Origin of the sequence: Bradyrhizobium sp. WSM471 (assembly GCF_000244915.1) — a bacterium.
Classification (GTDB): domain Bacteria; phylum Pseudomonadota; class Alphaproteobacteria; order Rhizobiales; family Xanthobacteraceae; genus Bradyrhizobium.
On record NZ_CM001442.1, the window covers coordinates 3,078,145 to 3,101,930 of the forward strand.

A 23,786-nucleotide genomic window follows, 5' to 3' on the forward strand; every position below is an offset into this window, starting at 1 on the left:
CGCAGTGCGGTAGCAGGGAATTGAAGGCGGGAAACCCGCCGGAGATTAGCGTTTCCGGCGGTGCTCGGGTAAAGGGAGGAAGGGATCCCCGCGGGGGCGGATTCCGTATCCTCGCTTGACCTGGAATTTCCCGGCGAATGATTGCTCTGGTCCGTATTGCCCTGAGCCGGCCCTACACGTTTGTCGTGCTCGCGCTCCTGCTCCTGATCATCGGACCGCTGGCGGCGCTGCGGACGCCGACCGACATCTTTCCGGACATCCGCATCCCCGTGATCGGCGTGGTCTGGCAGTACACCGGCCTGCCGCCCGACCAGATGTCGGGCCGCATCACCACGCCGTTCCAGCGCGCGCTGACGACGACGGTCAACGACATCGAGCACATCACCGCCAATTCCTATAACGGCTTTGGCATCATCAAGATCTTCTTCCAGCCGAACGTCGACATCCGCACCGCCAACGCGCAGGTCACCGCGATCTCGCAGACGCTGATCAAGCAGATGCCGCCGGGCGCGACGCCGCCTCTGATCCTGAACTACTCCGCCTCGACCGTGCCGATCGTCCAGGTGGCGCTGTCGGGTGACGGGCTGACCGAGCAGAACCTCGCCGATATCGGGATCAACCAGCTCCGTACGCCGCTGGTCACCGTGCCTGGTGCAGCGATCCCCTATCCGTTCGGCGGCAAGCAGCGCCAGGTCCAGATCGACCTCGATCCGACCGCGCTCCAGGCCCGGGGTCTGTCCGGCCAGGACGTCGCCAACGCGCTCGCGGCCCAGAACCTGATCACGCCGGTCGGCACTCAGAAGATCGGGCAGTTCGAATACATCATCCAGCTCAACAATTCGCCGCTGAAGATCGAGGAGCTCGGCAATCTGCCGATCAAGACCGTCAACGGCGCGATGGTCTATGTGCGCGACGTCGCGACAATCAGGGACGGCAACCCGCCGCAGACCAACATCGTCCATGTCGACGGCAACCGCTCGGTGCTGATGATGGTGCTCAAGGCAGGCGCGACCTCGACGCTCGACATCATCGCAGGCATCAAGCAGAAGGTGATCGACGTCAAGGACCAGCTGCCGGACGCGCTCAAGATCGGCTTCATCGGCGATCAGTCGGTGTTCGTCCGCGGCGCCATCGAAGGTGTCGCGTTCGAAGGCGTGATCGCGGCGCTGCTCACCAGCGTCATGATCCTGCTGTTCCTCGGCAGCTGGCGCTCGACCGTCATCATCGCGGTCTCGATTCCGCTCTCGGTGCTCGGCGCCATCATCATGCTGTCGGCGATCGGCGAGACGCTGAACATCATGACGCTCGGCGGCCTCGCGCTCGCGGTCGGCATTCTTGTCGACGACGCCACCGTCACGATCGAGAACATCAACTACCATCTGGAGCAGGGCAAGCCGGTCGAGCAGTCGATCCTCGACGGCGCCAACCAGATCGTGACGCCGGCCTTCGTCTCGCTGCTCTGCATCTGCATCGTGTTCGTGCCGATGTTCTTCCTCACCGGCGTGGCGCGCTTCCTGTTCGTGCCGATGGCGGAAGCGGTGATGTTCGCGATGATCTGGTCGTTCCTGCTGTCGCGCACGCTGGTGCCGACCATGGCGAACTATTTGTTGCAGGCGCATGTCCACCACGAGGAGGGTCCGCCGAAGTCGCGCAATCCCCTGGTCTGGTTCCAGCGCGGTTTCGAGGCTCGCTTCGAGCGCATTCGCGGTGGCTATCACAATTTCCTCGGGCTCGCCCTCGCGCACCGTCCGGTGTTCGTGATCGGCTTCCTTTGCGTGGTCGGCGCGTCGTTCGCGCTGGTGCCGTTCCTCGGGCGCAACTTCTTCCCCGCGGTCGATGCCGGCAACATCCTGATGCACGTCCGCACGCAGGTCGGCACCCGCGTCGAGGAGACCGCGAACCAGCTCGCCGACGTGCAGAAGGCGATCCGCAAGCTGATCCCGGGCGAGATCGAAACGCTGACCGACAACATCGGCATGCCGATCTCCGGCATCAACATGACCTACAACAACACCGGCGTGATCGGCCCGCAGGATGGCGACATCCAGATCAAACTGAAGGAAGGCCACAAGCCGACGGAGGAGCATGTGCGCGTGCTGCGTGAGCAATTGCCGCGGCTGTTTCCCGGCGTCAGCTTCGCCTTCCTGCCGGCCGACATCGTCAGCCAGATCCTGAACTTCGGCGCGCCGGCGCCGATCGACCTGCAGATCCGCGGCGCCAATCTCAGGGCCAACTTCGCTTATGCCAACAATCTGCTGGCCAGGGTCCGCAGGATTCCCGGTGTCGCGGATGCGCGCATCCAGCAGTCGCCGAACAATCCGACCTTCAACATCGATGTCGACCGCACCCGCGCGCAATATGTCGGCCTGACCGAGCGCGACGTCACCAACAGTCTCGTGGTCAACCTTGCCGGCTCCTCGCAGGTGGCGCCGACCTACTACCTCAATCCTGATAACGGCGTGTCCTATTCGATCGTGATGCAGACGCCGCAATACCAGATGGATTCGCTCAGCGCACTTCAGACGCTGCCGATCACGGCGGCCGGCAATTCGCAGTCGCCGATCCTCGGCGGTATCGCCGACATCAGGCGCTCGACCTCGAGCGCGGTGGTCTCGCAATACGATATCCAGTCGATGGTGCAGATCTTCGCCACGACCTCGGGCCGCGATGTCGGTGCAGTCGCGACCGACATCCGCCAGGTGATCGCCGACACCGCCAAGGAGGTGCCGAAAGGCTCTTCCGTGGTGCTGCTCGGCCAGGTGCAGACCATGAACAGCGCCTTCACCGGCTTGTTGTTTGGCCTGCTCGGCGCGGTCGTCCTGATCTATTTCCTGATCGTCGTGAACTTCCAGTCCTGGTCCGATCCGTTCGTGATCATCACGGCGCTGCCCGCAGCACTCGCCGGAATCGTCTGGATGCTGTTCGCCACCGAGACGACGCTGTCGGTGCCGGCGCTGACCGGCGCCATCATGTGCATGGGCGTTGCCACCGCCAACAGCGTGCTCGTGATCTCGTTCGCCCGCGAGCGCTACGAGGAGCTCGGCGACCCCATCGCCGCGGCGCTCGAAGCCGGCTTCGTCCGGTTCCGCCCGGTGCTGATGACCGCGCTCGCCATGATCATCGGCATGGCGCCGATGGCGCTGGGGCTCGGCGAGGGCGGCGAGCAGAATGCGCCGCTTGGCCGCGCCGTGATCGGCGGCCTGATCTTTGCAACCTTCGCCACGCTGATGTTCGTTCCGGTGGTGTTCAGCATGGTACACAAGAAGCAAGGCGCCAAAGCCGCCGCCTCCCTGGAGACCCCGCATGTTGCCCACTGAACCCCGCTCCCCGGTGTCGCACCGGAAACTGGGCATTTTCTGCGTGGTGGCGCTGATCGCGGCGGGCCTGGTCGTAGGCACCGGCATCCGTGCCCGCGAGGGGCAGGGCTCCAGGCTGAAGGCATGGACCGATGACCAGGCCGTTCCCAGCGTCGCGGTGACGCTGCCCAATGCCAAGGCTGCCAATTCGACCATCGACTTGCCGGGCCGTCTCGAAGCCTATTATCGCGCGCCGATCTTTGCCCGCGTTCCCGGCTATCTCAAAAGCTGGAGCGCCGACATCGGTGCGCGGGTGAAGGCCGGTCAGGTGATCGCCGAGATCGAGGCGCCCGACCTCGACCAGCAATTACTTCAGGCCCGCGCCGACCTCGCCAGCCAGCAGTCCAGCGCCAGGCTGTCGGAAGCCACCCTCAACCGCCGCAAGACGCTGGTCGCCTCCAACTTCGTCTCCGCGCAGGAGATCGACGAGCGTACCGCCGATCTCTCCAACAAGAACGCGGCGGTTCGCTCGGGCCAGGCCAATGTCGAGCGGCTCGAGGCGCTCGCCGGTTACAAGAAGATCACCGCTCCGTTCGACGGTGTGGTTACGGCGCGGGACACCGACGTCGGTGCGCTGATCAATTCAGGCGGCGGCTCGGGCCCGGCGATGTTCGTGGTCTCCGACATCACCAAGCTGCGCGTCTACATCAACGTTCCCCAGAACTACGTGCCCGCGATCAAGATCGGCGCCAAGGCCGCCATCGTACTGCCGGAGTATCCGAACCGGACCTTCCAGGCGACGGTGGAGGCTTCCTCGCAGGCGGTTGACGTCGCCTCCGGCACGACGCGCATGCAGCTCGGTCTCGACAATTCCTCAGGCGAGCTGATGCCCGGCGGCTACGCCAGCGTGAAGCTCAGCCTGCAGCGCGACTCCGCGCCGCTCAGCATTCCCGCCAGCGCGCTGATCTTCAACGGCAGCGGCCTGCGCGTCGCAACCGTCGGTCCGGACGACAAGGTCCTGTTCAAGCCCGTGACCATCGCCCGCGATCTCGGCAAGGAGATCGAGCTCGCCTCGGGTATCGCGCCCGAGGACCGCGTCATCACGGCACCCCCGGACGGCCTCTCCGACGGCGACCAGGTCCGCGTGACCGGCGCCGCCGCCAAGGGCAAGCCCGCGACAGCTTCCGAGAAGCAGCCGCCGAAGGGGTAGTTTTCTTCACCTCGCCCCGCTTGCGGGGAGAGGTCGGATCGCATCGAAGATGCGATCCGGGTGAGGGGGACTCTCGGCGAGTCCCACTCTCACCGTCCTTGCGGAGACTCCCCCTCACCCCGACCCTCTCCCCGCAAGCGGGGCGAGGGAGACTACTTCCCCACCCGCCACTCCGGCAGGCCATCCGCAGCCATCGTGATCTCGCCAAGCGAACCCACCGGCGTCCTGTTCATGTCGAGCAGATGCGCCAGTGTCGCCGCGTCGCTCGCGGGAATCCGCGCCAGCGTGCGCCTGTCGTCTTCCGTCCGCAGCATCACCACGCCGTGCTCGACATCGCCGGCCCGGCCGTAGAGCACCGTAAAGCTCTCGACCTTGCCCTTGCCCGAGACATCCGAGACGAACTCCGGCACCGTACGCTTGTTGCTGTCCGCCGCCGCCTGCACGCTTGTCTCCTGTGCCAATGCCTCACGCGGCGGTACCTTCGACACCACCAGCGCATGATGCTTGGTGACGAAGCCGCCCTGGCCGTAAAGCAGGCCGAGCGTTGCGCCGTCGCGCACCCGCCGCACCATCGCGCAGGCGGCATGCGTCATGTAGGTGTTGAGCGGTGCGCCGAAGAAGGTGAGGCCGCCTGTTACGGTCGGCTGCACGTCGGCGGAAAGGCCCAGCGTTCGCCGCGCCATCTTGGGCACGCACGGGAAGCAGCTATAGAGCTCGATCGCGTCGAATTTCTTTCCGTCGCCGCCGGCGAGATCCATCGCAGCCTTCAAGACGGCGTTCTGCGGATGGCTTTCGTAAAACTGGTCGCGCAACAGATAGTCGCGCGGCTCTTCCGCCGAAGCGCCGCCGAGCGGGTAGACGAGCTTGTCCTCGGCGATGCCTGCCGCACGCGCCCTGGCGAGGCTGGTGAGCAGCAGCGCGCCGCCCATGTTGACGCTGGGGTTCGCAACCATGAGCTTGTTGTAGGGCCAGGCGATCAGGCGGTTGTCCGCCGTCGGCGTCGTGATCTCCTCCGGCGCATAGCGCCGCTTCAGCCAGGCATTTGGATTTTGCGCGGCGGCTTCCGAATAGCGCGACCAGAGCGTACCCGACTCCGCCATCGCTTCGCGTGGCGTCTGGCCCCAATGCGCCGACGATGCCGCTTCATAGAACGGATAGACGGTCACTGGCCGGAACACGCCGAGCTTCACGGCCAGCGGTTTCTGGAACGCTGCGCCGCGTTTCGGCTCCTCGACGTCATGGGCGAACGGGGTCCATGGCAGCTTCGCGCCGGCGCGCTCCGCCTTGGTCGCCGTCGACTGTGCCTCCGCGCCGCAAACCGCGGCAACACTGCATTCACCGCGCGCAATGCGCTTTGCCGCTTCGTGGATGTAGCGGATCGGGCTCTCGCCGCCGACCGGGCCGTAATAGCAATGCGACGGCTTGATGCCGAGCCGCTGCGCCAGCAACTGCTCCGGATCGCGATAACGCCAGCTCAGGAAGTTGACGACGTCGAGCGACTGCACCTCGCCGAGCAACTTCGCGCCGGCATCTGCTTCCGCGCTCAGCAAGGCCTGTTCGAGCAGGTCGAGCGGCTCGAGGCCCTCGGTGATCTCCTTGGGGCGGTCGACGATCTCGCCGACGCCGACGATGACGGGGATGCGGTCTTCGGGGATGGTGGAGTTGGTCATTTCTTCTTACTTCACATTCTAGATCTTCGGCACGCCATCGTCCTTCGAGGCCTTCGCTACGCTACGGCACCTCAGGATGACGGCTACGGAGACGACGTCATCCTGAGGTGCGAGGCCGGCGGCGCACTTGCGCCGGTGGCCGAGCCTCGAAGGATGAGCCGCAGGCGCTATTTCGGCCACGGGCAACTACTCCGCCACCAGCGCATTCATGTGCTCGACGGCCTCGGCGAACTCTTCCTTGAACTCCTGCACCACCGCGCCAGCCGACTTCACGCTGTCGATCAGCCCGACGCCCTGGCCGACGAAGTAACTCACGAGGTCGCGCGCCTTCGCGTTGCCGCCCGCCGCGGCGCGGTCGATCGCGTTGAAGGCGTCGCGGCTGACGATGCTTTGCAGCGGCATCGGCAATGCGCCGGGGCTCTCGGGTGCGCGGTCCCAGGCGTCGGTCCAGACCGAGCGAAGCTGCCGTGCCGGCTTGCCGGTGCGGCCCTTCGAGCGCACCGCATCGCGCGACGATGCCGCGATCATCTTCTCGCGAAAGATCTCCGCGGTCTCGGACTCGACGGTGGCAAGCCACACCGAGCCGGTCCAGGCGCCCGCGGCACCCATCGCCATGCAGGCGGCCATCTGCCGTCCCGTCATGATGCCGCCGGCGGCGAGCACCGGCACGTCGCGGATCTTCTTGATCGCCTTGATCACCTCGGGCACCAGCACCATGGTCGAGACCTCGCCGCAATGGCCGCCGGCTTCGGTGCCCTGGACCACGAGGATATCGACGCCCGCCGCGACCTGGCGCAGCGCGTGCTCCTTGGCCCCGACCAGCGCCGCAACCGGCACGCCGTGCTTCCTGCCCATCTCGATCATGGCCTTCGGCGGCACGCCCAGGGCATTGGCGATCAGGCGGATCGGATGGTTGAACGAGACCTCCAGCAGCTCCAGCGCGGTCCTGCCATCGAACGGCTGCGGCTGGTTGTCGGCGACCTCGGTGGTCGTGAGTTCGATGTCGTATTTCTTCAGGAGATCGCGGGTGTAGTCGCGGTGCTCCTGTGGCACGCGCGCTTCAAGGCTCTTCCAGGTGACGTCCTTCTCGCCGGAGGTCGAGATGTTTTCGGGGATCAGCACGTCGATGCCGTAAGGCTTGCCGTCGACGTGCTCGTCGATCCATTTCAGTTCGCGCTCCAACGTATCCGGCGTGTGCACGGTCGCACCTAAGACGCCAAAGCCGCCGGCCCGGCTGACGGCGGCGACGACATCGCGGCAATGGCTGAAGGCGAGCAGCGGGAAATCGATGCCCAGCATGTCGCAGATCGGCGATTTCATCGTTCTCTCCCGGTGGCCTCGCGTTGCTGTCGTTGCAATCTTGAGCGCAGGCTCATCGACGCTAGACCATCGTCTTGCGCTATGCCAATCCGGATTTGGCGGCGCATCTTGCGTGCACACGCCGTGCTGCGCGAAGCCGTACGCCTGGCTCGACGGATGCGGTTTTCCGTGATGGCCGTCCTCGGCAACGTCGGATGCATGACGCGGTCGCGAGGCCCGCGCCGGACGCAGGGCCGGCGGGGCTTGCCATCGGCCGTCCGTGGGCTAATTAATGCAGGCGCATCTTTTTCGCCGGAGCCCGCCCATGACCGACACCCCCGCCTACGTGCCGCCGAAAGTCTGGACCTGGAACAAGGAGAATGGCGGGCAGTTCGCCAGCATCAACCGTCCCATTGCCGGTCCCACCCATGACAAGGAGCTGCCGGTCGGCAAGCATCCCTTCCAGCTCTATTCGCTGGCGACGCCGAACGGCGTCAAGGTCACCGTCATGCTGGAGGAACTTCTGGCGCTCGGCCACAAGGGCGCGGAATACGACGCCTGGCTGATCAAGATCGGCAACGGCGACCAGTTCGGCAGCGGCTTCGTCGACATCAATCCGAATTCCAAAATCCCGGCGCTGATGGACCGCTCCGGTCCGGAGCCGATCCGGGTGTTCGAGTCCGGCTCGATCCTGCTTTATCTCGCGGAAAAGTTCGGCGCCTTCCTGCCGAAGGACATCAAGAGCCGCACCGAGGCGATGTCGTGGCTGTTCTGGCAGATGGGCAGCGCGCCCTATCTCGGCGGCGGCTTCGGCCACTTCTACGCCTACGCGCCGACCAAGATCGAATATGCCATCGACCGTTTTGCAATGGAGACCAAGCGTCAGCTCGACGTGCTCGATCGCCGGCTCGCCGACAACGAATATCTCGCCGGCAGCGAATACACCATCGCCGACATGGCGGTGTGGCCCTGGTACGGCGCGCTCGCCAAGGGGCTGGTCTATGGCGCGGGCGAATTCCTGTCCGTGCAGGACTACAAGCACGTGCAACGCTGGACCGACCAGATCGCCAAGCGCCCCGCCGTCAAGCGCGGCCGCATGGTCAACCGTGTTTCCGGCGACCCCGCCAGCCAGCTCCACGAGCGGCATGATGCCGGCGATTTCGAGACCAAGACGCAGGACAAGATCGGCGAGGTTGCCGCGTCATAGGGCGGTGCTCGCTTCACCTCGCCCCGCTTGCGGGGAGAGGTCGGATTGCATCGAAGATGCAATCCGGGTGAGGGGGATTCTCCGCGAGTCGAAGTGTCACCGTCCGTGCGGAGGCTCCCCCTCACCCTGACCCTCTCCCCGCAAACGGGGAGAGGGAAAAGACAGCCAGTTGATCACGCCATGCTCAGCTCGTGGCGTCCCACCACCATCCAGTGCACCTCGTCCGGACCATCCGCGAAGCGGAGATGACGGACGTCCTGGTACATTTCGGCCAGCGGGGTCCAGTGCGAGATGCCGGTGGCACCGTGCATCTGGATCGACTGGTCGATGATCTTGCAGGCGCGCTCCGGCACCATGGCCTTGACCATGGAGACCCAGACGCGGGCCTCCTTGTTGCCGAGCACGTCCATGGCCTTGGCGGCCTTCAGCACCATCAGCCGCATCGCCTCGATCTCGCAGCGCGCCTGCGCGATGATCTGCATGTTGCCGCCGAGATGGGCGATCTTCTTGCCGAAGGCTTCGCGGGTGAGGCCACGCTGCACCATCAAATCTAGCGCCTTCTCGGCCTTGCCGATGGTCCGCATGCAGTGATGGATGCGGCCCGGACCAAGCCGAAGCTGCGAGATCTCGAAGCCGCGGCCCTCGCCGAGCAGGATGTTCTCCTTGGGCACGCGGACATTGTTGAAGCGCATGTGCATGTGGCCGCGCGGCGCGTGGTCCTGGCCGAACACGTACATGGGACCGAGCACCTCGACGCCGGGCGTGTCGCGCGGCACCAGGATCTGCGACTGCTGCTTGCTCGGCGCCGCATCCGGATTGGTCTTCACCATCACGATGAGGATCTTGCAACGGGGATCGCCGACGCCGGAGATGTAATACTTCTCGCCGTTGATGACCCATTCGTCGCCGACGAGCTTTGCCGTCGTCGAGATATTCTTGGCGTCCGAGGAGGCAACGTTCGGCTCGGTCATGACATAGGCCGAGCGGATTTCGCCGTTCATCAACGGCTTCAGCCACTTCTCCTTCTGCTCCTTGGTGCCGACGCGCTCCAGCACCTCCATGTTGCCGGTATCCGGCGCCGAGCAGTTCATGCTCTCCGAGGCCAGCGGGCTCTTGCCGAGCTCGGATGCGATATAGGCATAGTCGAGATTCTTGAGCCCCTGGCCGGTCTCGTCGTCGGGCAGGAAGAAGTTCCAGAGGCCTTCCTGCTTGGCCTTGTTCTTGGCCTTCTCCAGCACCTCGAGCTGCTTCGGCGTGAAGCTCCAGCGGTCTTGCTTGCCTTCGCCGGCCTTGGCGAACTCGATCGACATCGGCTCGACGGTGTCGCGGATGAACTTCCTGACGTGATCATAGAGCGGCCGGACCTGGTCCGACATGCGGAGGTCGTTGAGCTCGTCCCCGGGATTGAGGGTGTAGTTGGTGGTGCGGGGAATGTAGGTGTGTTTTGTCATTGTTCCTCCCGGGGTCGCTGAGATCGTGTTGAGCCGGAGAATAGTCGCAGCGTCGCCAAAGTGCGAGCGCGCATTTTTCCAACGCGAGCCATGCCACGTGATGGAATATCGCGAGGGCGTTTGAAATGTTGTTTGAATGATATCGCCAACACCCCGATGTCGTCCCGGACAAGCGCAGCGCAGATCCGGGACCCATAACCACAGGGAGGAGTTTGACGAAGACCCGGAGTTACGAGTTTGCTCCACAACCACTCCCTGTGGTTATGGGTCCCGGCCTTCGCCGGGACGACACTGAATATGTCGATCTAGTTCGTCATCCGGTGCATTGCGCAGATCTTGTTGCCGTCGAGGTCGCGCAAATACGCAATGTAGAGGTTGACGCCGGGGCCCTGGCGGATGCCGGGAGGATCTTCGCAAGGAACGCCGCCGGCGGCGATGCCGGCCGTATGCCATGCATTGACCTGCTCAGGCGAGTTGGCGGCAAAGCCGATGGTGCCGCCATTCGCTGGCGTTGCCGCCTCACCGTTGATCGGCTTCGTCACCGAGAACACGCCGGTCTTGGTGATGTAGAAGATGCGATGGCCGTCGACGCGCGCCGGCCGCACCTCGAGCGTGGTCAGCAAATTGTCATAGAACGCCTTGGCCTTGTCGAGGTCGTTGGTGCCGATCATCACGTGTGAAAACATTTTGCCGTTCCCTCATCTTGTAGCCCGGATGGAGCGAAGCGAAATCCGGGTCTTGTTTGCCTTTTTGGCGGTCCCGGATTGCGCTGCGCTCCATCCGGGCTACGAGAATCAAAACGCCGTATAGCCGCCGTCGATCACGAACGTATCCGCGGTGTGATACGACGAGGCCTTGCTCATCAGATACACCGCGATGCCGCCGAAATCACTGGGCTCGCCGAAGCGGCGCACCGGAATACGCGGCATCACGTTGGCCACGAACTTCTCGTTGGCCATCAGGCCCGAGGTCATGTCGCTCTTGATCCAGCCGGGCAGGATCGCATTCGCGGTCACGCCGTGGCGCGCCAGCTCGACGCCGAGCGCGCGGACCAGCGCGTTGATCGCGGCCTTGGTCGCCGCGTAGTGCTCGTTGCGGGCGGTACCGAAGATCGAAGCGAGGCTCGAGGTCGCCACCAGCCGACCGAAGGGATCGCCCGCCTCGGCGCGCGCGGTCATGTGTTTTGCGGCAGCCTGGAACGCGTGGAACACGCCGTCGAGATTGGTCGCAAACATCGTGCGCCATTCTTCCTCGGTGCGCTCGATGAAGGACCGCCGGCCGCCGCCGCCGATGCCGGCATTGGCAAAGCAGCCGTCGACGCGGCCAAATGTGTCGAGCGTGGCCTTCATCGCGGCATTGACCGAGGCCGGGTCGGTGACGTCGCAGACCCGCGCGTCGACCTTGCCGGATAGCCCCGCCAGGCTCGCGGCAGCGCTGCTGTTCTTGTCAGGATTGCGGCCCCAGATCGAGACATTGCAGCCCTGGCCGGCGAGCGCCTGCGCGATGCCTAGCCCGATGCCGCCATTGCCGCCGGTGATCACGGCGACCCGGCCTGAAAGGTCGAAAAGGTTCATGGCGCGTTTCCTGTTTTTGCTTGGGTCGCGCATCAGCCGCTGCGCGCAAGATTGCTTGCTATGCTCCGATCACCATGGACAAGACCGCGCCAAAAATCAAATATGCGCCCCAGCAAAAGCAATTCCGGTCTGCGAAACTGGCGCAGGCCGCAACTCACGAGGAAACTATGCAGTTCAAACATGTCACGCTCGATCTCGATGGTTCGGTCGCGATCCTCAAGCTCGACCATCAGGAGGTGATGAACGCGGTCTCCGTGGACATGCTGGGCGGTCTCGCGGAAGCGCTCGACGCGATCGAGGAAAAGAAGGGCGAGGTGCGCTGCGTCGTGCTGACGGGCGCGGGGCGGGCGTTCTGCACCGGGGCGAATCTCCAGGGCCGCAACAACCAGTCGAAGAAGACCAAGGCCGGCCTGACGCTCGAGACCGGCTTCCATCCGTTTCTACGCCGCATCCGCAATCTGCATTGTCCGATCGTGACCGCGGTCAACGGCCCGGCGGCCGGCGCCGGCATGAGCTTCGCGCTGCTCGGCGACATGATCCTCTGCGCGCGCTCGTCCTATTTCCTGCAAGCCTTCCGCCGTATCGGCCTCGTGCCGGATTGCGGCTCGACCTGGCTCTTGCCGCGGCTGATCGGCAAGGCACGCTCGATCGAGTTGTCGCTGATGGGCGAGCGGCTCCCGGCCGAAAAGGCGCTGGAATGGGGCCTCATCAACCGCGTCTATGATGACGGCGTGCTGATGGAGGAGGCGATGAAGCTCGCGCGCGACCTCGCCAGCGGCCCGACGGTCGCGCTGTCGCTGATCCGCAAGCTCTATTGGGACAGCCCGGAAAATTCCTTCGAGGATCAGCTCAATCTCGAATTCCAGTGCCAGCTCCGCGCCGGCGACACGGATGATTTCCGCGAAGGTGTTGGCGCCTTCCTGGAGAAGCGTCCGGCGCAGTTCAAGGGCAAATGATCGAGGCGGAGCTTTCCCGCAGCGTTGCGCGCTGGTGCGAGGGGGCGACCGGCGTGACCGGCGCGGCCAAGCTGTCCGGCGGGGCCAGCCAGGAGACCTGGCGCTTCGACATCGCCCATCCCGATGGCGCGTTTGGCGCGATCCTGCGCCGCTCTCCGAAGGGGTATGGCGCGGCGCCGACGCGCGCGGCAGGTCTCGGCGCGGAAGCGCAGCTGATGCAGCTTGCCTATGAGGCCGGCGTACCGTCGCCACGCGTGATGCATGTGCTGACGCCGGACGACGATCTCGGCACCGGCTTCATCATGCAGCGGGTCGAGGGCGAGACCATCGCGCGCAAGATCCTGCGCGACGACGAGTTCGCGGCGGCGCGGCCGCTTCTCGCACGGCAGATCGGCGGCGTGCTCGCGAAGCTGCACGGGCTGCCGCGGGACAAATTGCCCGAGCTGCGCAGCCGGTCCGCGACGGAGGAGATCGCCGAGTTCGAACGCGACTATCGCAGCCTGGACTGGCCCAAGCCCGTGTTCGAGCTGGCGCTGCGCTGGCTACGCGACCTCGATCCGGGCCCTTCGGCCGAGACGACGCTGGTGCATGGCGATTTCCGCAACGGCAATCTCATCATCGGTGCCGACGGCATCCGCGCCGTGCTGGACTGGGAGCTCGCTCATCTCGGCGACCCCATGGAGGATCTCGGCTGGGTCTGCGTCAACTCCTGGCGCTTTGGCGAGATCGACAAGCCGGTCGGCGGGTTTGGCTCGCGCGAGGAGCTGTTCGCCGGCTATCAGGCCGCGGGACGCAAGGTCGATCCATCGCGTGTCAAATTCTGGGAAGTGATGGGCACGCTGCGCTGGGGTATCATGTGCGGCGGCATGATGCAGCGGTTTCGCGAGGGCCCGGACCATTCGATGGAACGCGCCATGATCGGCCGTCGCGCTTCCGAGACCGAGATTGATCTGTTGCGGCTGCTGGCGCCGCGCGGGAGCTGACGCATGCAGGACGAGCCGACCCCGATCGAGCTGACCAAATCGGTCTCCGATTTCCTCCGCAACGACATCGCGCCGCTGATCTCCGGCCACCAGGCCTTCAAGCTGCGCGTCGCCATCAACATCCTCGATCTCGTGACACGGCAGTTGACGCGGGAAGAGGGGAGCGATGCTGCGGAGGTGGAGCGGCTGCGTGCGCTGCTCGGCATGGAGGGCTCGGTGACCCAGTTGAACCGCCTGCTGGCCGAGCGCATCGCCAAGGGCGAGGTCGATCTCGAAACCCCAGGCCTCGCCGAGCATCTCTGGGCGACCACAATGGACAAACTCGCAGTCGACCAGCCGAATTATGCATCGTACAAGCGCGAGTTGGGGCGGTAGGCAGCTTTGTAGCCCGGATGGAGCGAAGCGCAATCCGGGACGGTCGCGCGACGATGCATCTGCCCCGGATTACGCTTCGCTCCATCCGGGCTACACGTCAGTCCCTCGCAACTGTCATTGCGAGGAGCCCTTGCGAAGAAGCAATGACGAGGGGAGAGTCTACTTGCCAACCCATTTCGGCGGCCGCTTCTCCGAGAACGCCTTCGGTCCCTCGATGTAGTCCTGCGAGGCCACCATCGCCTTCACGGCCGGATACTCGCGCTGTTCCTCGATCGCCTGCTCCAGCGACACGCCGAGGCCCTTCTGGATCGCCTGCTTCGAGGCGCGGATCGACATCGGCGAATTCTTGGTGATCATCTCGGCCCAGCGCAGCGCGGCCGTGAGCGCCTCGCCCTGCGGCACCACCTCGTTGACGAAGCCGAGTTCGAGTCCCTCCTTGGCGCCGACATGGCGCGCGGTGAGGATCATGCCCATGGCGCGCTTCAGCCCGATCTGGCGCGGCAGCCGGTGCAGGCCGCCGGCGAGTGCGGCCAGCCCCACGCGCGGCTCGGGCAGGGCGAAGGTCGCGTTCTCCGAGGCGATGATGAGGTCGCAGGCCAGCGCGATCTCGAAGCCGCCGCCCATGGCAACGCCATTGACCGCGGCGATGATCGGCTTGTCGCAGTCGAAGCGCGCGGTGAGGCCGGCGAAGCCGCCCTTGTCCCAGCCACGCTTGCCGCCGGCGGCCTGCCACTTCAGATCGTTGCCGGCGCAGAACGCCTTGTCGCCGGCGCCGGTGACGATCGCAACCCATTGCTCGGGATCGGCGGAGAAATCGTCGAACACCTTTTGCAGCTCGAAATGCGCGTCCGTGTGCAGCGCGTTGTAGACCTCGGGCCGCGACAGCGTGACGATCGTGATCGGCCCCTTGCGTTCCACCTTGGAAAATTTCAGCTCCATCGCGCGCTCCCGCATTTTCTCGTGAAGGAATATTGCGGCTATACTAGCGCGCAGGCGCGTTTCAGCACCATCGAATTGCGCGGGCGCGCCTTGCGCGTCTCACACGCCTCGCATTGCTTGACTTGGCGGCGCTCTTCTCACCTTAATCGTGCGAAGCAAAGCTGCGCCCAGCGCCTTAACGCAAAACGAAAAATCATCCGGGAGAGACTCGTGGATTTCTCATTGCCTGCCGATCTCGTCGCCTATCTCGCACAGCTCGACCGTTTCATCGAACGCGAGATCAAGCCGCTGGAGGCGGCCGACGACAACATCCGCTTCTTCGATCACCGCCGCGAATGGGCGCGCACCGATTTCGAGAATGGCGGCCTGCCGCGTCACGAATGGGAAGCGCTGCTGCGCAAGGCCAAGGATCTCGCAGACGCGGCCGGCCATTTGCGGTTTGCGGTGCCGAAGCAATATGGCGGCAAGGATGGCTCCAACCTCTGGATGGCCGTGATCCGCGAGCACTTTGCCGCCAAGGGGCTGGGCCTGCACAACGATCTCCAGAACGAGCATTCCATCGTCGGCAACTTCCCCGTCGCCACCATGCTCGATCGCTACGGACGCGACGACCAGAAGGCGATGATCGACGGCTCGATCAAGGGCAAGTACCGCATCACCTTCGGCCTGACCGAGCCAAATCATGGCTCCGACGCCACTCACATGGAAACGCGCGCGGTGCCGGCGACCCGCGACAACGTCAAGGGCTGGATCATCAACGGCGAGAAGATGTGGACCACCGGCATGCACGTCGCCACGCATTGCGCGCTGTTCGCGCGCACCTCGGGCAATGATGGCGATGCGCGCGGCATCACCTGCTTCCTGGTGCCGGCCAAGAGCCATGGCGTGAAGATCGAAGAGTACATGTGGACCTTCAACATGCCGACCGATCATCCCCGCGTCAGCTTCACGGATGTGTTCGTGCCGGAGGACGCGCTGTTCGGCGAGGTCGACCGCGGCCTGTCGCTGGCACAATGTTTTGTCCATCAGAACCGCATTCGGCAGGCGGCGAGTTCGTTGGGGGCAGCGGTCTACTGCATCAACGAGAGCGTGAAGTATGCGCGCGAGCGAAAGCCGTTCGGCAAGGCACTGGCCGAGAACCAGGCGATCCAGTTCCCGCTGGTCGAGCTTGCAACGCAGGCCGAGATGCTGCGCCTGTTGATCCGCAAGACCGCCTGGGAGATGGACAAGCTCACCGAGGAGCAGATCGAGCGCACGCTCTCCGACCGCGTCTCGATGTGCAACTATTGGGCAAACCGCCTCTGTTGCGAATCCGCCGACCGCGCCATGCAGGTCCACGGCGGCATGGGCTATTCACGCCACAAGCCGTTCGAGCACATCTACCGCCACCACCGCCGCTATCGCATCACCGAGGGCAGCGAGGAGATCCAGATCCGCAAGGTGGCGGGATTTTTGTTCGGCTATATGGGGCCGGGGAAGCACTGAGGCGACTTTGCAGGGCATCTCTCCGCGTCGTCCTGGCGCAAGCCAGGACCCATTACCCCAGGGAGAAGTCGTTGAGGCAGGCAGGTCACCACGAGTCTTCCCCAAACTGCTCTCTGGGATAATGGGTCCTGGATCGGCGCTTCGCTTGTCCAGGACGACGATGTGGATAGAGCGGGCCTAATTCACCCTTCGGTCCTTCCCCGCCCAATGCGGCTCCCTCAACTGCCGCCGCAGAATCTTGCCTGACGGGTTCCTCGGCAACGCAGGCAAAAACTCCACGCTCTTCGGCGTCTTGAACCCGGCAATACGCTCGCGGGTAAAGTTGATGATGTCGGTGGCGGTCGCTTGCTTGCCTGGCTTCATCACCACGACGGCCTTCACCGCCTCGCCCCATTTGTCGTCGGGTATGCCGATCACGGCGGCCTCCGCGACGTCGGGATGATCGCACAGCGCGCTCTCGACCTCGGCCGGGTAGATGTTCTCCCCGCCGGAGATGATCATGTCCTTGATGCGATCGTGGATGTAGAGATAGCCGTCCTCGTCCATGTAACCTGCGTCACCTGTGCGCAGCCAGCCGTCGCCGCGCAGCGTCGCGGCGGTCGCTTCCGGCAGGTTCCAGTAGCCTGCCATGTTGGAGCCCGAGCGCGTCGCGATCTCGCCGACCTCGCGCGGCGGCAGCGGCTTGCCATCGACATCGAGGATTGCGATCTCGACGCCCGGCAGCGCCTTGCCGGCCGAGCGCATCCGCTCCAAGCCCTCGACGTGGTCCTCCGGCGGCAGCGCGACGATGGTGCCTGTGGTCTCGGTCATGCCGTACATCTGCACGAAGCCGCATTTGAAGATCTCGATGCATTCCTTCAGCAGCGCCGCCGGGATCGGCGAGGCGCCGTACAGCATGTATTTCAACCGGGAAAAATCGACCGTCCTCGCGCGCGGCTGCCGCACCACGAACTGCATTGCCGCCGGCACCATGAACAGCTTTGTGATGCTGGACTGTTCGAAGAAATCCAGCACCTTGGTCGGATCGAACTCGCGCGCGATTACGCCGCGGGCGCCGTGATAGAGCCCCATCACGCCCCAGCCAGAGCCGCCGATGTGGAAGATCGGCATCGCGACCAGCGACACGTCGTCGGTCGACCACCGGTTCCACTCGGGCTTGTCCTCAGCATTGCCTGTTTGCACGAGGTTGAGGAAGTTCGCATGCGACAGCATCGCGCCCTTCGGCTTGCCTGTCGTACCCGACGTATAGAGCTGGATCGCGATGTCCCGGGTCGCGATCGGCACCTTGGGATCGTGGCCACTCTGTGCATCGCGCCAGGCTGCAAAGTCAGGCCATTCCGGCGCGCCGCCTTCGGTGGTGATGACGCTGCGCACGCCCGGCAACTGGTCCTTGATCTGGCGGATCGGGGTGATGAACTCAGCTCCCACGAACAGCACCGGCGCTTTGCAGTCGCTCACGATGAAGGCGACCTCGGGGCCCGCGAGCCGCCAGTTCACCGGCGCCATCACCACGCCGGCCTTCATCGCGCCCATCAGCAGCTCGAAATAGACGTCGCTGTTCTTGCCGAGATAGGCAATGCGCTCGCCCTTGTTCACGCCCATCGCGATCAGCGCATTGGCCACTTTATTCGTCTTGACGTCGAAATCGGCGAAACTGGTGGCGCGCCCCTCGAACTCGAAGGCGATGGCGTCGCCGCGGCTCGTCGCGCGCTCGCGCACCATGTCGGCGAGATTGGCCAATGGCTGTGTGGTCATGTTTCTCCCGTGACGTCTTGTTTTTTATGTTGGGGAGTGTGGCGTCATCCGCGGGGGAAGACAAGATGGGGGAAGGTACGCCATGGCTTCAACGTCGTTGTCCTGGCTTTTCGCCAGGACGACGACATCACCCCCGCTTCGCCCGGTCCTTCTCGTTCTGCGCCATGATGCTCTCGCGCGCGGTTTTCCAGTCGTCGTCGCTCCAGTCGCGGAGCTGGTAGAAATTGCCGCCCATCGCGAGCGCCTGCGCGCCGTCCATGGCGATGGTCTCGCCGCTGATCCAGTCGCAACCGCCCGAGATCAGGAACACGGCGACGTTCTGCAATTCCTCCATGGTGCCGACGCGGCCCATCGGGTTCATCGCCTTGGTGCGCGCGCCAGCTTCGTCGCCCGGCTTGATGCGCTTGCTCATGCCCTCGGTCGGGATCTCACCCGGCGCGATGGTGTTGAGGCGGATGCCGTAGCGGCCCCATTCGGTGGCTAGCGACATCGTCATGGCGTGGATCGCTGACTTGCTCATCGCCGACGGCACCACGTAAGGCGAGCCGTTGCGCACCCAGGTCGTGGTGATCGAGACGACGTTGCCGGGCTGCTTCAACGCGATCCAGCGCTTGCCGACCGCATGCGTCACGTAGAACGTGCCGTGCATGACGATGTTGGCGACGGCGTCGAAGCCGCGCGGCGACAGCTCTTCGGTGCGCGAGATGAAATTGCCGGCGGCGTTGTTGATGAGGTCGGTGAGGGGGCCGTCGCGAAAGATGGTCTCGATCATCTCCTCGACCGCGAGCGCGTTGCGGATGTCGACGCCGTGGCTGCTCACGCGGCCGCCATACTCGGCCATCAGCTCGGTCGCGGTCTCGTCGCAGACGATCTTGCGCCGGCCGCAGATGTGCACCTCCGCGCCGAGCTGGAGGAAGCGCGCCGCCATCGACTTGCCGAGCCCGGTGCCGCCACCGGTCACGAGGATGCGCCGTCCGACCAGAAGATTTTCCTTGAACATGGCTGTTCCCCCTGTCGCGATTGTCGGTTAATTGATCGATTGACTAAATCCGGCCGCCGTCGTCCTGTAAAGCGGCACCGAACAAGAACAGCCGGGAACCAGGGGAGAATTGATCCATGGAAGAGCGCGTCTCGATCTCGATCTCGGAAGGCATCGCCGATGTCCGGCTGGTGCGCGCGGACAAGATGAATGCGCTGGATCAAGCCATGTTCGAGGCCCTGGTGGCCGCAACGGATCGGCTTTCAAAGGACAAGAGCGTGCGCGTCGTCGTGCTGTCGGGCGAAGGCCGCGCCTTCTGTGCCGGTCTCGACATGGGGCGTTTTGCCGCCATGAAGGAGAAGGGCGGCAACGGAATTCCGGGTGGCGAAAATCGCGATCTCACCAAGCGCACGCATGGCCAGGCGAATTTTGCGCAACAGGCGGTGTGGGGCTGGCGCCAGCTTCCGGTCCCAGTGATCGCCGCGATCCAGGGCGTTGCCTTCGGTGGCGGCTTCCAGCTCGCGCTCGGCGCCGACATGCGCTTTCTCACGCCCGATGCGCGGATGTCGGTGATGGAAATCAAATGGGGCCTGGTGCCCGACATGGCGGGCACGCCGATCCTGGCTTCGCTCGTGCGCGACGACATTTTGCGCGATCTCACCTACACCGGCCGCATCTTCTCCGCGCAGGAGGCGATGGCTTACGGTCTCGCCACGCGCATCTGCGACGACCCGCGCGCAGCCGCGCTCGACGTCGCGCGCGAGATCGCCGGCAAGAGTCCCGATGCGATCCGCGCCGCAAAACGCCTGCTCAACAATCTCTCGGTCGATCCGGGGCCTGCACTGCTCGCCGAGTCCGTCGAGCAGCAGAAGCTGATCGGCAGTGCGAACCAGACCGAGGCGGTGCGCGCCAATCTGGAGAAGCGCGCGCCCAAGTTTGCGGATTAGTCCCTCTGTCGTTCCGGGGCGATGCATAGCATCGAGCCCGGAACCTCGAGATTCCGGGTTCGGCTCTTCGAGCCGCCCCGGAATGACGGCGATGAACACCAATCTAAGAAAAACAACAAATGAGCGAAACCTCAAATTTCCTCGGCATCGTCTCCGGCGAGCGCGGCCGCTCCCATGCCGAGATCGCTGATCGTGCCGACCGCATCGCGAGCGGTCTCAGCCAGATCGGCGTCAGGCAGGGCGATTGCGTCTGCATGCTGATGCGCAACGACATCGCCTTCATTGAGGCCGCCTACGCCGCGATGCGGCTGGGCGCCTATGGCGTGCCGATCAACTGGCATTTCAAGCCGGAAGAGATCAATTACATCCTGAACGATACCGGCACCTCCGTGCTGATCGGCCATGCCGACATGCTGCATGCCTTGCGCGATGCGATCCCGAAAGGCGTCACCGTGCTCAGTGTGCCGACGCCTCCGGAGATCCTGTCCAGCTACAAGATCGATCCCGATCATCTGAAGACGCCGGACTTCGCGATCGATTTCGAGCCCTGGCTCGCGGCATTCCAGCCCTATGACGGCCCGATCGTGCCGCAGCCCATGAACATGATCTACACCTCGGGCACGACAGGTCATCCCAAGGGCGTACGGCGCAATGCACCGACGCCGGAACAGGCGGCCGCCGGCGAGCGCATGCGCGCGATGATCTACGGGCTGAAGCCCGGCGCCCGCACGATCCTGCCGGGTCCACTCTATCACTCCGCGCCGAACTCGTTCGGCATCCGCGCCGGCAAGCTTGGCGGCGCACTGGTACTGATGCCGCGCTTCGAGCCCGAAGAATTTCTCCAGCTGATCGAACGCTACAAAATCGACACCATCTTCATGGTGCCGACCATGTTCATCCGCCTGATGAAGCTGCCGCAGGAGGTGCGCAAGAAATTCGACGTCTCCTCGCTCCGCCACATCATTCACGCCGCAGCCCCCTGTCCGGCGGACGTCAAGCGCGCCATGATCGAATGGTGGGGGCCGGTGATCTACGAATTCTACGGCTCGACCGAATCCAGCGCCGTCACTTTCGCGACCTCCGAGGACGCGCTGAGGAAGCCTGGCACCGTCGGCAAGATATCGCCCGGCGCCGAGCTGCGCTTCATCGGTGAGGACGGAAGCGTTCTGGGCGTGGGCGAGATCGGTGAGATCTATTCGCGCATGGCCGGAATGGCTGATTTCACCTATCATAACAAGCCGGAGAAGCGCGCCGAGATCGATCGCGACGGCTTTATCACTTCCGGCGACGTCGGCTATATCGACGCAGAGGGCTACGTCTTCATCTGCGACCGCAAGCGCGATATGGTGATCTCGGGCGGCGTCAACATCTATCCAGCCGAGATCGAATCCGTACTGCACGCGGTCCCCGGCGTGCATGATTGCGCGGTGTTCGGCATCCCGGACGCAGAGTTCGGCGAGGCGTTGATGGCCGTGGTCGAGCCGCAGCCGGGCATCGCACTCGACGCCGGCGATATCCGAGCGCGGCTGAAGGCGTCGCTCGCCGACTACAAGGTGCCAAAACACGTCGAGATCCGCGCCGGGCTGCCGCGCGAAGATTCCGGCAAGATCTTCAAGCGCCGCCTGCGCGATCCCTATTGGGAGCAGGCGGGGCGGAAGATCTGACGGTGCGTAGCGCGTAGCCCGGGTGAGCGAAGCGATACCCGGGATAGTAAGACCCGGATGTCGCTTCGTCATCCGGGCTACATGAGCATGCGAATACGTGAGCGGTTTCATGGACCGCAACCTCGCTCATCGTGCTATACTCACGGGATCATGCACCTCCGGATCACCCCATGGCTCCCGTTTCCATCCTGCTCAACCTGCTCTGGATTCTCATCGGCGGCGCCTGGATGGCGCTCGGTTGGCTGGTCGCCGCGGTCATCATGGCGGTCACGATCATCGGCCTGCCCTGGGCGCGGGCGGCTTTCAACATCGCGGTCTACACGCTGATGCCGTTCGGCTCGCGGGCGGTCAGCCGCTATGAGGTCACCGGTGTCGAGGATGTCGGCACCGGCCCGCTCGGGGTGATCGGCAACATCATCTGGTTCGTGCTGGCCGGCTGGTGGCTGGCGCTCGGCCATCTCCTCACCGCCCTGGCCCTCGCGATCACCATCATCGGCATTCCCTTCGCCTGGGCCCACCTCAAGCTCGCGGGCATCGCGCTCTGGCCGATCGGCAAGGTGATCGTGCCGGCTTAAGGCAAACTCGTAGGCTTCCCCGCGGCCCATCCTTCGAGACGCCCGCCGTTGGCGGGCCCTCAGGATGAGGGCGGAACAGGTGGCTGCACCTGCAACGAATCCCGACGCAGCTCAGCCTCATCCTGAGGAGACCGCGAAGCGGTCGTCTCGAAGGACGAGGCGCTTGCTCCGCTCGTAGGATGGGTAGAGCGCCAGCGAAACCCATCAAGCCGTCCGCCGATGACGAAGCATGCTGGGTTCGCAAGCGCTCAACCCATCCTCCGCGTACTGGCCCAATCCAAGCTCATTTCGGACCAGGCTTGAGGCAGATCAATCCTGTCGCAGTGCAGCCTGCCATTTTGGCGACATGCAGCCAAATCGAGCGGATGAGTTCGGGCCTTGCTTTGTCGCAATCGGCGCTTCCGGTGCTGAGGGCTTGCGCGATTTGGGGGACCTGCTCGGAGCGCTTCCTGCCAATCTGGCCGCCGTCGTGCTTGTGGTCCTGCATCGCCCCAGCGACCGCATCAGTTATCTGCGTGAGGTGCTGGCGCGCCGGTCGATGCTGCCCGTGATGATACCGGACGAGGACGAGGAGTTCCAGGTTGGCGTCTGCTACGTCGGCGAACCTGCAGCGCACCTTTCTCTGGCGGCGCGAAGCCGCGTCCACCTGATTGAGGGACCGCAAGACCGGTATCGCAACCGGACGGTTGATCTGTTGTTCACGTCTGTCGCTGCTCACGCCAGAAGGCACGCGATCGGAGTTGTATTGCGCGGTGAGCTAAGCGACGGATCGCGTGGTTTGGAGGCAATACATTTCGCCGGCGGCGTCACGATGGTGCTGGGGACACACGGCGCCGCAGCGCGCGGTATGCCTTTGAATGCGACGGAATATGATGGGCCTGTCGACTTCATCGGCTCGATCAGCGACATCGCTGCGGAGATCGTCCGCCGGATCGCGATCATGGCCGTCAAGGCAGCCTAGAACTCGTAAGATGGGACCCGCTTTGCCTTGAGCGGCGAAGGAAAAAAGCGCATGCGAACGCAACCAGCACTCGTAGGATGGGTAGAGCGCCAGCGAAACCCATCAATCCGTCGGTCGGCGATGAAGCATGATGGGTTTCGCAAGGGCTCAACCCACCCTGCGCGCCCCGTCGACGCTGAGCACACCATTCCTCGCGTGGCCCGACGGGCAAAACACGCCATACACAGGTCAAGGCATTGGTCCGCAAATATTCTGATTGACCGAATTCATTGCTTCGGGTAAACCGCAAGGCATCCCGGCCCGCTAAAAAGGGCGTTTCGCGATCGTCACGATACGTGAGCCGGGATGCGATGGACGCGGCAGCGCCGGCGCGTGACGGGATGGCAGGGCGGGCAATCCTCGTGAGTCATCGCGATCCGCGCATACGACACGGCGCGGTCACAGCGTTTCTTTTCGGCAT

The 23,786-nt window shown here is 64.4% G+C and carries 19 protein-coding genes; 11 read left to right on the forward strand and 8 right to left on the reverse strand.

What is annotated here, in order from left to right:
- Positions 1-137 precede the first annotated feature (137 nt).
- Entirely contained in the window at positions 138-3,317 is a 3,180-nt protein-coding gene (locus BRA471DRAFT_RS13365; RefSeq protein ID WP_007607970.1) for an efflux RND transporter permease subunit, read from the forward strand.
- Positions 3,304-4,506 (forward strand): efflux RND transporter periplasmic adaptor subunit, encoded by a 1,203-nt coding sequence (locus BRA471DRAFT_RS13370; RefSeq protein ID WP_007607972.1) that lies wholly within the window; start codon positions 3,304-3,306, stop codon positions 4,504-4,506. Before BRA471DRAFT_RS13365 ends, BRA471DRAFT_RS13370 begins: the two co-directional genes overlap by 14 nt.
- 152 nt (positions 4,507-4,658) lie before the next feature.
- Here the strand turns inward: BRA471DRAFT_RS13370 and BRA471DRAFT_RS13375 are convergent, their stop codons facing one another.
- A complete protein-coding gene (locus tag BRA471DRAFT_RS13375; RefSeq protein ID WP_007607974.1) occupies positions 4,659-6,176 on the reverse strand; it encodes an acetyl-CoA acetyltransferase in 1,518 nt (505 codons plus the stop codon).
- 186 nt (positions 6,177-6,362) lie between these two features.
- Entirely contained in the window at positions 6,363-7,496 is a 1,134-nt protein-coding gene (locus BRA471DRAFT_RS13380; RefSeq protein ID WP_007607976.1) for a nitronate monooxygenase, read from the reverse strand.
- Positions 7,497-7,800: 304 nt separating this feature from the next.
- Here BRA471DRAFT_RS13380 and yghU point away from each other — a divergent pair, with 304 nt between their 5' ends.
- The gene (gene yghU / locus BRA471DRAFT_RS13385; protein ID WP_007607978.1) at positions 7,801-8,682 is read left to right on the forward strand and encodes a glutathione-dependent disulfide-bond oxidoreductase; all 882 of its coding nucleotides are present in this window, start codon (positions 7,801-7,803) and stop codon (positions 8,680-8,682) included.
- A gap of 173 nt (positions 8,683-8,855) precedes the next feature.
- Here yghU and BRA471DRAFT_RS13390 read toward each other — a convergent pair whose 3' ends face one another.
- The 3 genes from BRA471DRAFT_RS13390 to BRA471DRAFT_RS13400 form a co-directional block, all read right to left on the reverse strand.
- Positions 8,856-10,133 carry an acyl-CoA dehydrogenase family protein gene (locus BRA471DRAFT_RS13390; protein WP_007593713.1) on the reverse strand — a complete coding sequence of 426 codons (1,278 nt, stop codon included), beginning with the start codon at positions 10,131-10,133 and terminating at the stop codon, positions 8,856-8,858.
- 305 nt (positions 10,134-10,438) lie between these two features.
- Entirely contained in the window at positions 10,439-10,819 is a 381-nt protein-coding gene (locus BRA471DRAFT_RS13395; protein WP_007607979.1) for a VOC family protein, read from the reverse strand.
- A 108-nt stretch (positions 10,820-10,927) separates the two neighbouring features.
- Positions 10,928-11,707: an SDR family NAD(P)-dependent oxidoreductase gene (locus tag BRA471DRAFT_RS13400; RefSeq protein ID WP_007607980.1), complete on the reverse strand. Its 780-nt coding sequence runs from the start codon at positions 11,705-11,707 to the stop codon at positions 10,928-10,930.
- A 167-nt stretch (positions 11,708-11,874) separates the two neighbouring features.
- Between BRA471DRAFT_RS13400 and BRA471DRAFT_RS13405 the strand changes: the two genes are divergently transcribed.
- From BRA471DRAFT_RS13405 to BRA471DRAFT_RS13415, 3 genes are read left to right on the forward strand one after another with little or no spacing between them, the layout of a single operon-like run.
- Positions 11,875-12,663 (forward strand): enoyl-CoA hydratase/isomerase, encoded by a 789-nt coding sequence (locus tag BRA471DRAFT_RS13405; protein WP_007607982.1) that lies wholly within the window; start codon positions 11,875-11,877, stop codon positions 12,661-12,663.
- Positions 12,660-13,646, forward strand: a complete 987-nt coding sequence (locus BRA471DRAFT_RS13410) for a phosphotransferase family protein (protein WP_007607984.1) — start codon at positions 12,660-12,662, stop codon at positions 13,644-13,646. The genes BRA471DRAFT_RS13405 and BRA471DRAFT_RS13410 overlap by 4 nt, the downstream gene beginning before the upstream one ends.
- 3 nt (positions 13,647-13,649) lie before the next feature.
- Positions 13,650-14,021: a DUF6285 domain-containing protein gene (locus BRA471DRAFT_RS13415; protein WP_007607986.1), complete on the forward strand. Its 372-nt coding sequence runs from the start codon at positions 13,650-13,652 to the stop codon at positions 14,019-14,021.
- Positions 14,022-14,180: 159 nt separating this feature from the next.
- Here the strand turns inward: BRA471DRAFT_RS13415 and BRA471DRAFT_RS13420 are convergent, their stop codons facing one another.
- The gene (locus BRA471DRAFT_RS13420) at positions 14,181-14,960 is read right to left on the reverse strand and encodes an enoyl-CoA hydratase-related protein (protein WP_007607987.1); all 780 of its coding nucleotides are present in this window, start codon (positions 14,958-14,960) and stop codon (positions 14,181-14,183) included.
- A 210-nt stretch (positions 14,961-15,170) separates the two neighbouring features.
- Between BRA471DRAFT_RS13420 and BRA471DRAFT_RS13425 the strand changes: the two genes are divergently transcribed.
- Complete coding sequence (locus tag BRA471DRAFT_RS13425) at positions 15,171-16,445, forward strand: acyl-CoA dehydrogenase family protein (protein WP_007607988.1); 1,275 nt, start codon at positions 15,171-15,173, stop codon at positions 16,443-16,445.
- 177 nt (positions 16,446-16,622) lie between these two features.
- Here the strand turns inward: BRA471DRAFT_RS13425 and BRA471DRAFT_RS13430 are convergent, their stop codons facing one another.
- Together BRA471DRAFT_RS13430 and BRA471DRAFT_RS13435 are read right to left on the reverse strand one after the other, a co-directional pair.
- Positions 16,623-18,200, reverse strand: coding sequence for a fatty acid--CoA ligase (locus BRA471DRAFT_RS13430; RefSeq protein ID WP_007607989.1), 1,578 nt, complete (start codon positions 18,198-18,200; stop codon positions 16,623-16,625).
- Between the two features lie 127 nt (positions 18,201-18,327).
- Positions 18,328-19,200 carry an SDR family oxidoreductase gene (locus BRA471DRAFT_RS13435; RefSeq protein ID WP_007607990.1) on the reverse strand — a complete coding sequence of 291 codons (873 nt, stop codon included), beginning with the start codon at positions 19,198-19,200 and terminating at the stop codon, positions 18,328-18,330.
- Between the two features lie 116 nt (positions 19,201-19,316).
- On the opposite strand from BRA471DRAFT_RS13435, the gene BRA471DRAFT_RS13440 reads away from it, so the two are divergent.
- The 4 genes from BRA471DRAFT_RS13440 (at position 19,317) to BRA471DRAFT_RS13455 (ending at position 23,326) form a co-directional block, all read left to right on the forward strand.
- Complete coding sequence (locus tag BRA471DRAFT_RS13440; RefSeq protein WP_007607991.1) at positions 19,317-20,126, forward strand: crotonase/enoyl-CoA hydratase family protein; 810 nt, start codon at positions 19,317-19,319, stop codon at positions 20,124-20,126.
- A 119-nt stretch (positions 20,127-20,245) separates the two neighbouring features.
- Positions 20,246-21,790, forward strand: coding sequence for an acyl-CoA synthetase (locus tag BRA471DRAFT_RS13445; RefSeq protein WP_007607992.1), 1,545 nt, complete (start codon positions 20,246-20,248; stop codon positions 21,788-21,790).
- Positions 21,791-21,960: 170 nt separating this feature from the next.
- A complete protein-coding gene (locus BRA471DRAFT_RS13450; RefSeq protein ID WP_007607993.1) occupies positions 21,961-22,365 on the forward strand; it encodes a YccF domain-containing protein in 405 nt (134 codons plus the stop codon).
- A 229-nt stretch (positions 22,366-22,594) separates the two neighbouring features.
- Positions 22,595-23,326, forward strand: coding sequence for a chemotaxis protein CheB (locus BRA471DRAFT_RS13455; RefSeq protein WP_231171111.1), 732 nt, complete (start codon positions 22,595-22,597; stop codon positions 23,324-23,326).
- Positions 23,327-23,786: the final 460 nt, after the last annotated feature.

What these genes read in the sequence shown, in the direction of transcription:
- BRA471DRAFT_RS13435 (WP_007607990.1), bottom strand. Translation starts at nt 19,200, where the DNA reads ATGTTCAAGGAAAATCTTCTGGTCGGACGGCGCATCCTCGTGACCGGT.
- BRA471DRAFT_RS13430 (WP_007607989.1), bottom strand. Translation starts at nt 18,200, where the DNA reads ATGACCACACAGCCATTGGCCAATCTCGCCGACATGGTGCGCGAGCGC.
- BRA471DRAFT_RS13405 (WP_007607982.1), top strand. Translation starts at nt 11,875, where the DNA reads ATGCAGTTCAAACATGTCACGCTCGATCTCGATGGTTCGGTCGCGATC.
- BRA471DRAFT_RS13420 (WP_007607987.1), bottom strand. Translation starts at nt 14,960, where the DNA reads ATGGAGCTGAAATTTTCCAAGGTGGAACGCAAGGGGCCGATCACGATC.
- BRA471DRAFT_RS13455 (WP_231171111.1), top strand. Translation starts at nt 22,595, where the DNA reads ATGCTGGGTTCGCAAGCGCTCAACCCATCCTCCGCGTACTGGCCCAAT.
- BRA471DRAFT_RS13400 (WP_007607980.1), bottom strand. Translation starts at nt 11,707, where the DNA reads ATGAACCTTTTCGACCTTTCAGGCCGGGTCGCCGTGATCACCGGCGGC.
- BRA471DRAFT_RS13395 (WP_007607979.1), bottom strand. Translation starts at nt 10,819, where the DNA reads ATGTTTTCACACGTGATGATCGGCACCAACGACCTCGACAAGGCCAAG.
- BRA471DRAFT_RS13390 (WP_007593713.1), bottom strand. Translation starts at nt 10,133, where the DNA reads ATGACAAAACACACCTACATTCCCCGCACCACCAACTACACCCTCAAT.
- BRA471DRAFT_RS13380 (WP_007607976.1), bottom strand. Translation starts at nt 7,496, where the DNA reads ATGAAATCGCCGATCTGCGACATGCTGGGCATCGATTTCCCGCTGCTC.
- BRA471DRAFT_RS13445 (WP_007607992.1), top strand. Translation starts at nt 20,246, where the DNA reads ATGAGCGAAACCTCAAATTTCCTCGGCATCGTCTCCGGCGAGCGCGGC.
- BRA471DRAFT_RS13415 (WP_007607986.1), top strand. Translation starts at nt 13,650, where the DNA reads ATGCAGGACGAGCCGACCCCGATCGAGCTGACCAAATCGGTCTCCGAT.
- BRA471DRAFT_RS13370 (WP_007607972.1), top strand. Translation starts at nt 3,304, where the DNA reads ATGTTGCCCACTGAACCCCGCTCCCCGGTGTCGCACCGGAAACTGGGC.
- yghU (WP_007607978.1), top strand. Translation starts at nt 7,801, where the DNA reads ATGACCGACACCCCCGCCTACGTGCCGCCGAAAGTCTGGACCTGGAAC.
- BRA471DRAFT_RS13410 (WP_007607984.1), top strand. Translation starts at nt 12,660, where the DNA reads ATGATCGAGGCGGAGCTTTCCCGCAGCGTTGCGCGCTGGTGCGAGGGG.
- BRA471DRAFT_RS13365 (WP_007607970.1), top strand. Translation starts at nt 138, where the DNA reads ATGATTGCTCTGGTCCGTATTGCCCTGAGCCGGCCCTACACGTTTGTC.
- BRA471DRAFT_RS13375 (WP_007607974.1), bottom strand. Translation starts at nt 6,176, where the DNA reads ATGACCAACTCCACCATCCCCGAAGACCGCATCCCCGTCATCGTCGGC.
- BRA471DRAFT_RS13450 (WP_007607993.1), top strand. Translation starts at nt 21,961, where the DNA reads ATGGCTCCCGTTTCCATCCTGCTCAACCTGCTCTGGATTCTCATCGGC.
- BRA471DRAFT_RS13440 (WP_007607991.1), top strand. Translation starts at nt 19,317, where the DNA reads ATGGAAGAGCGCGTCTCGATCTCGATCTCGGAAGGCATCGCCGATGTC.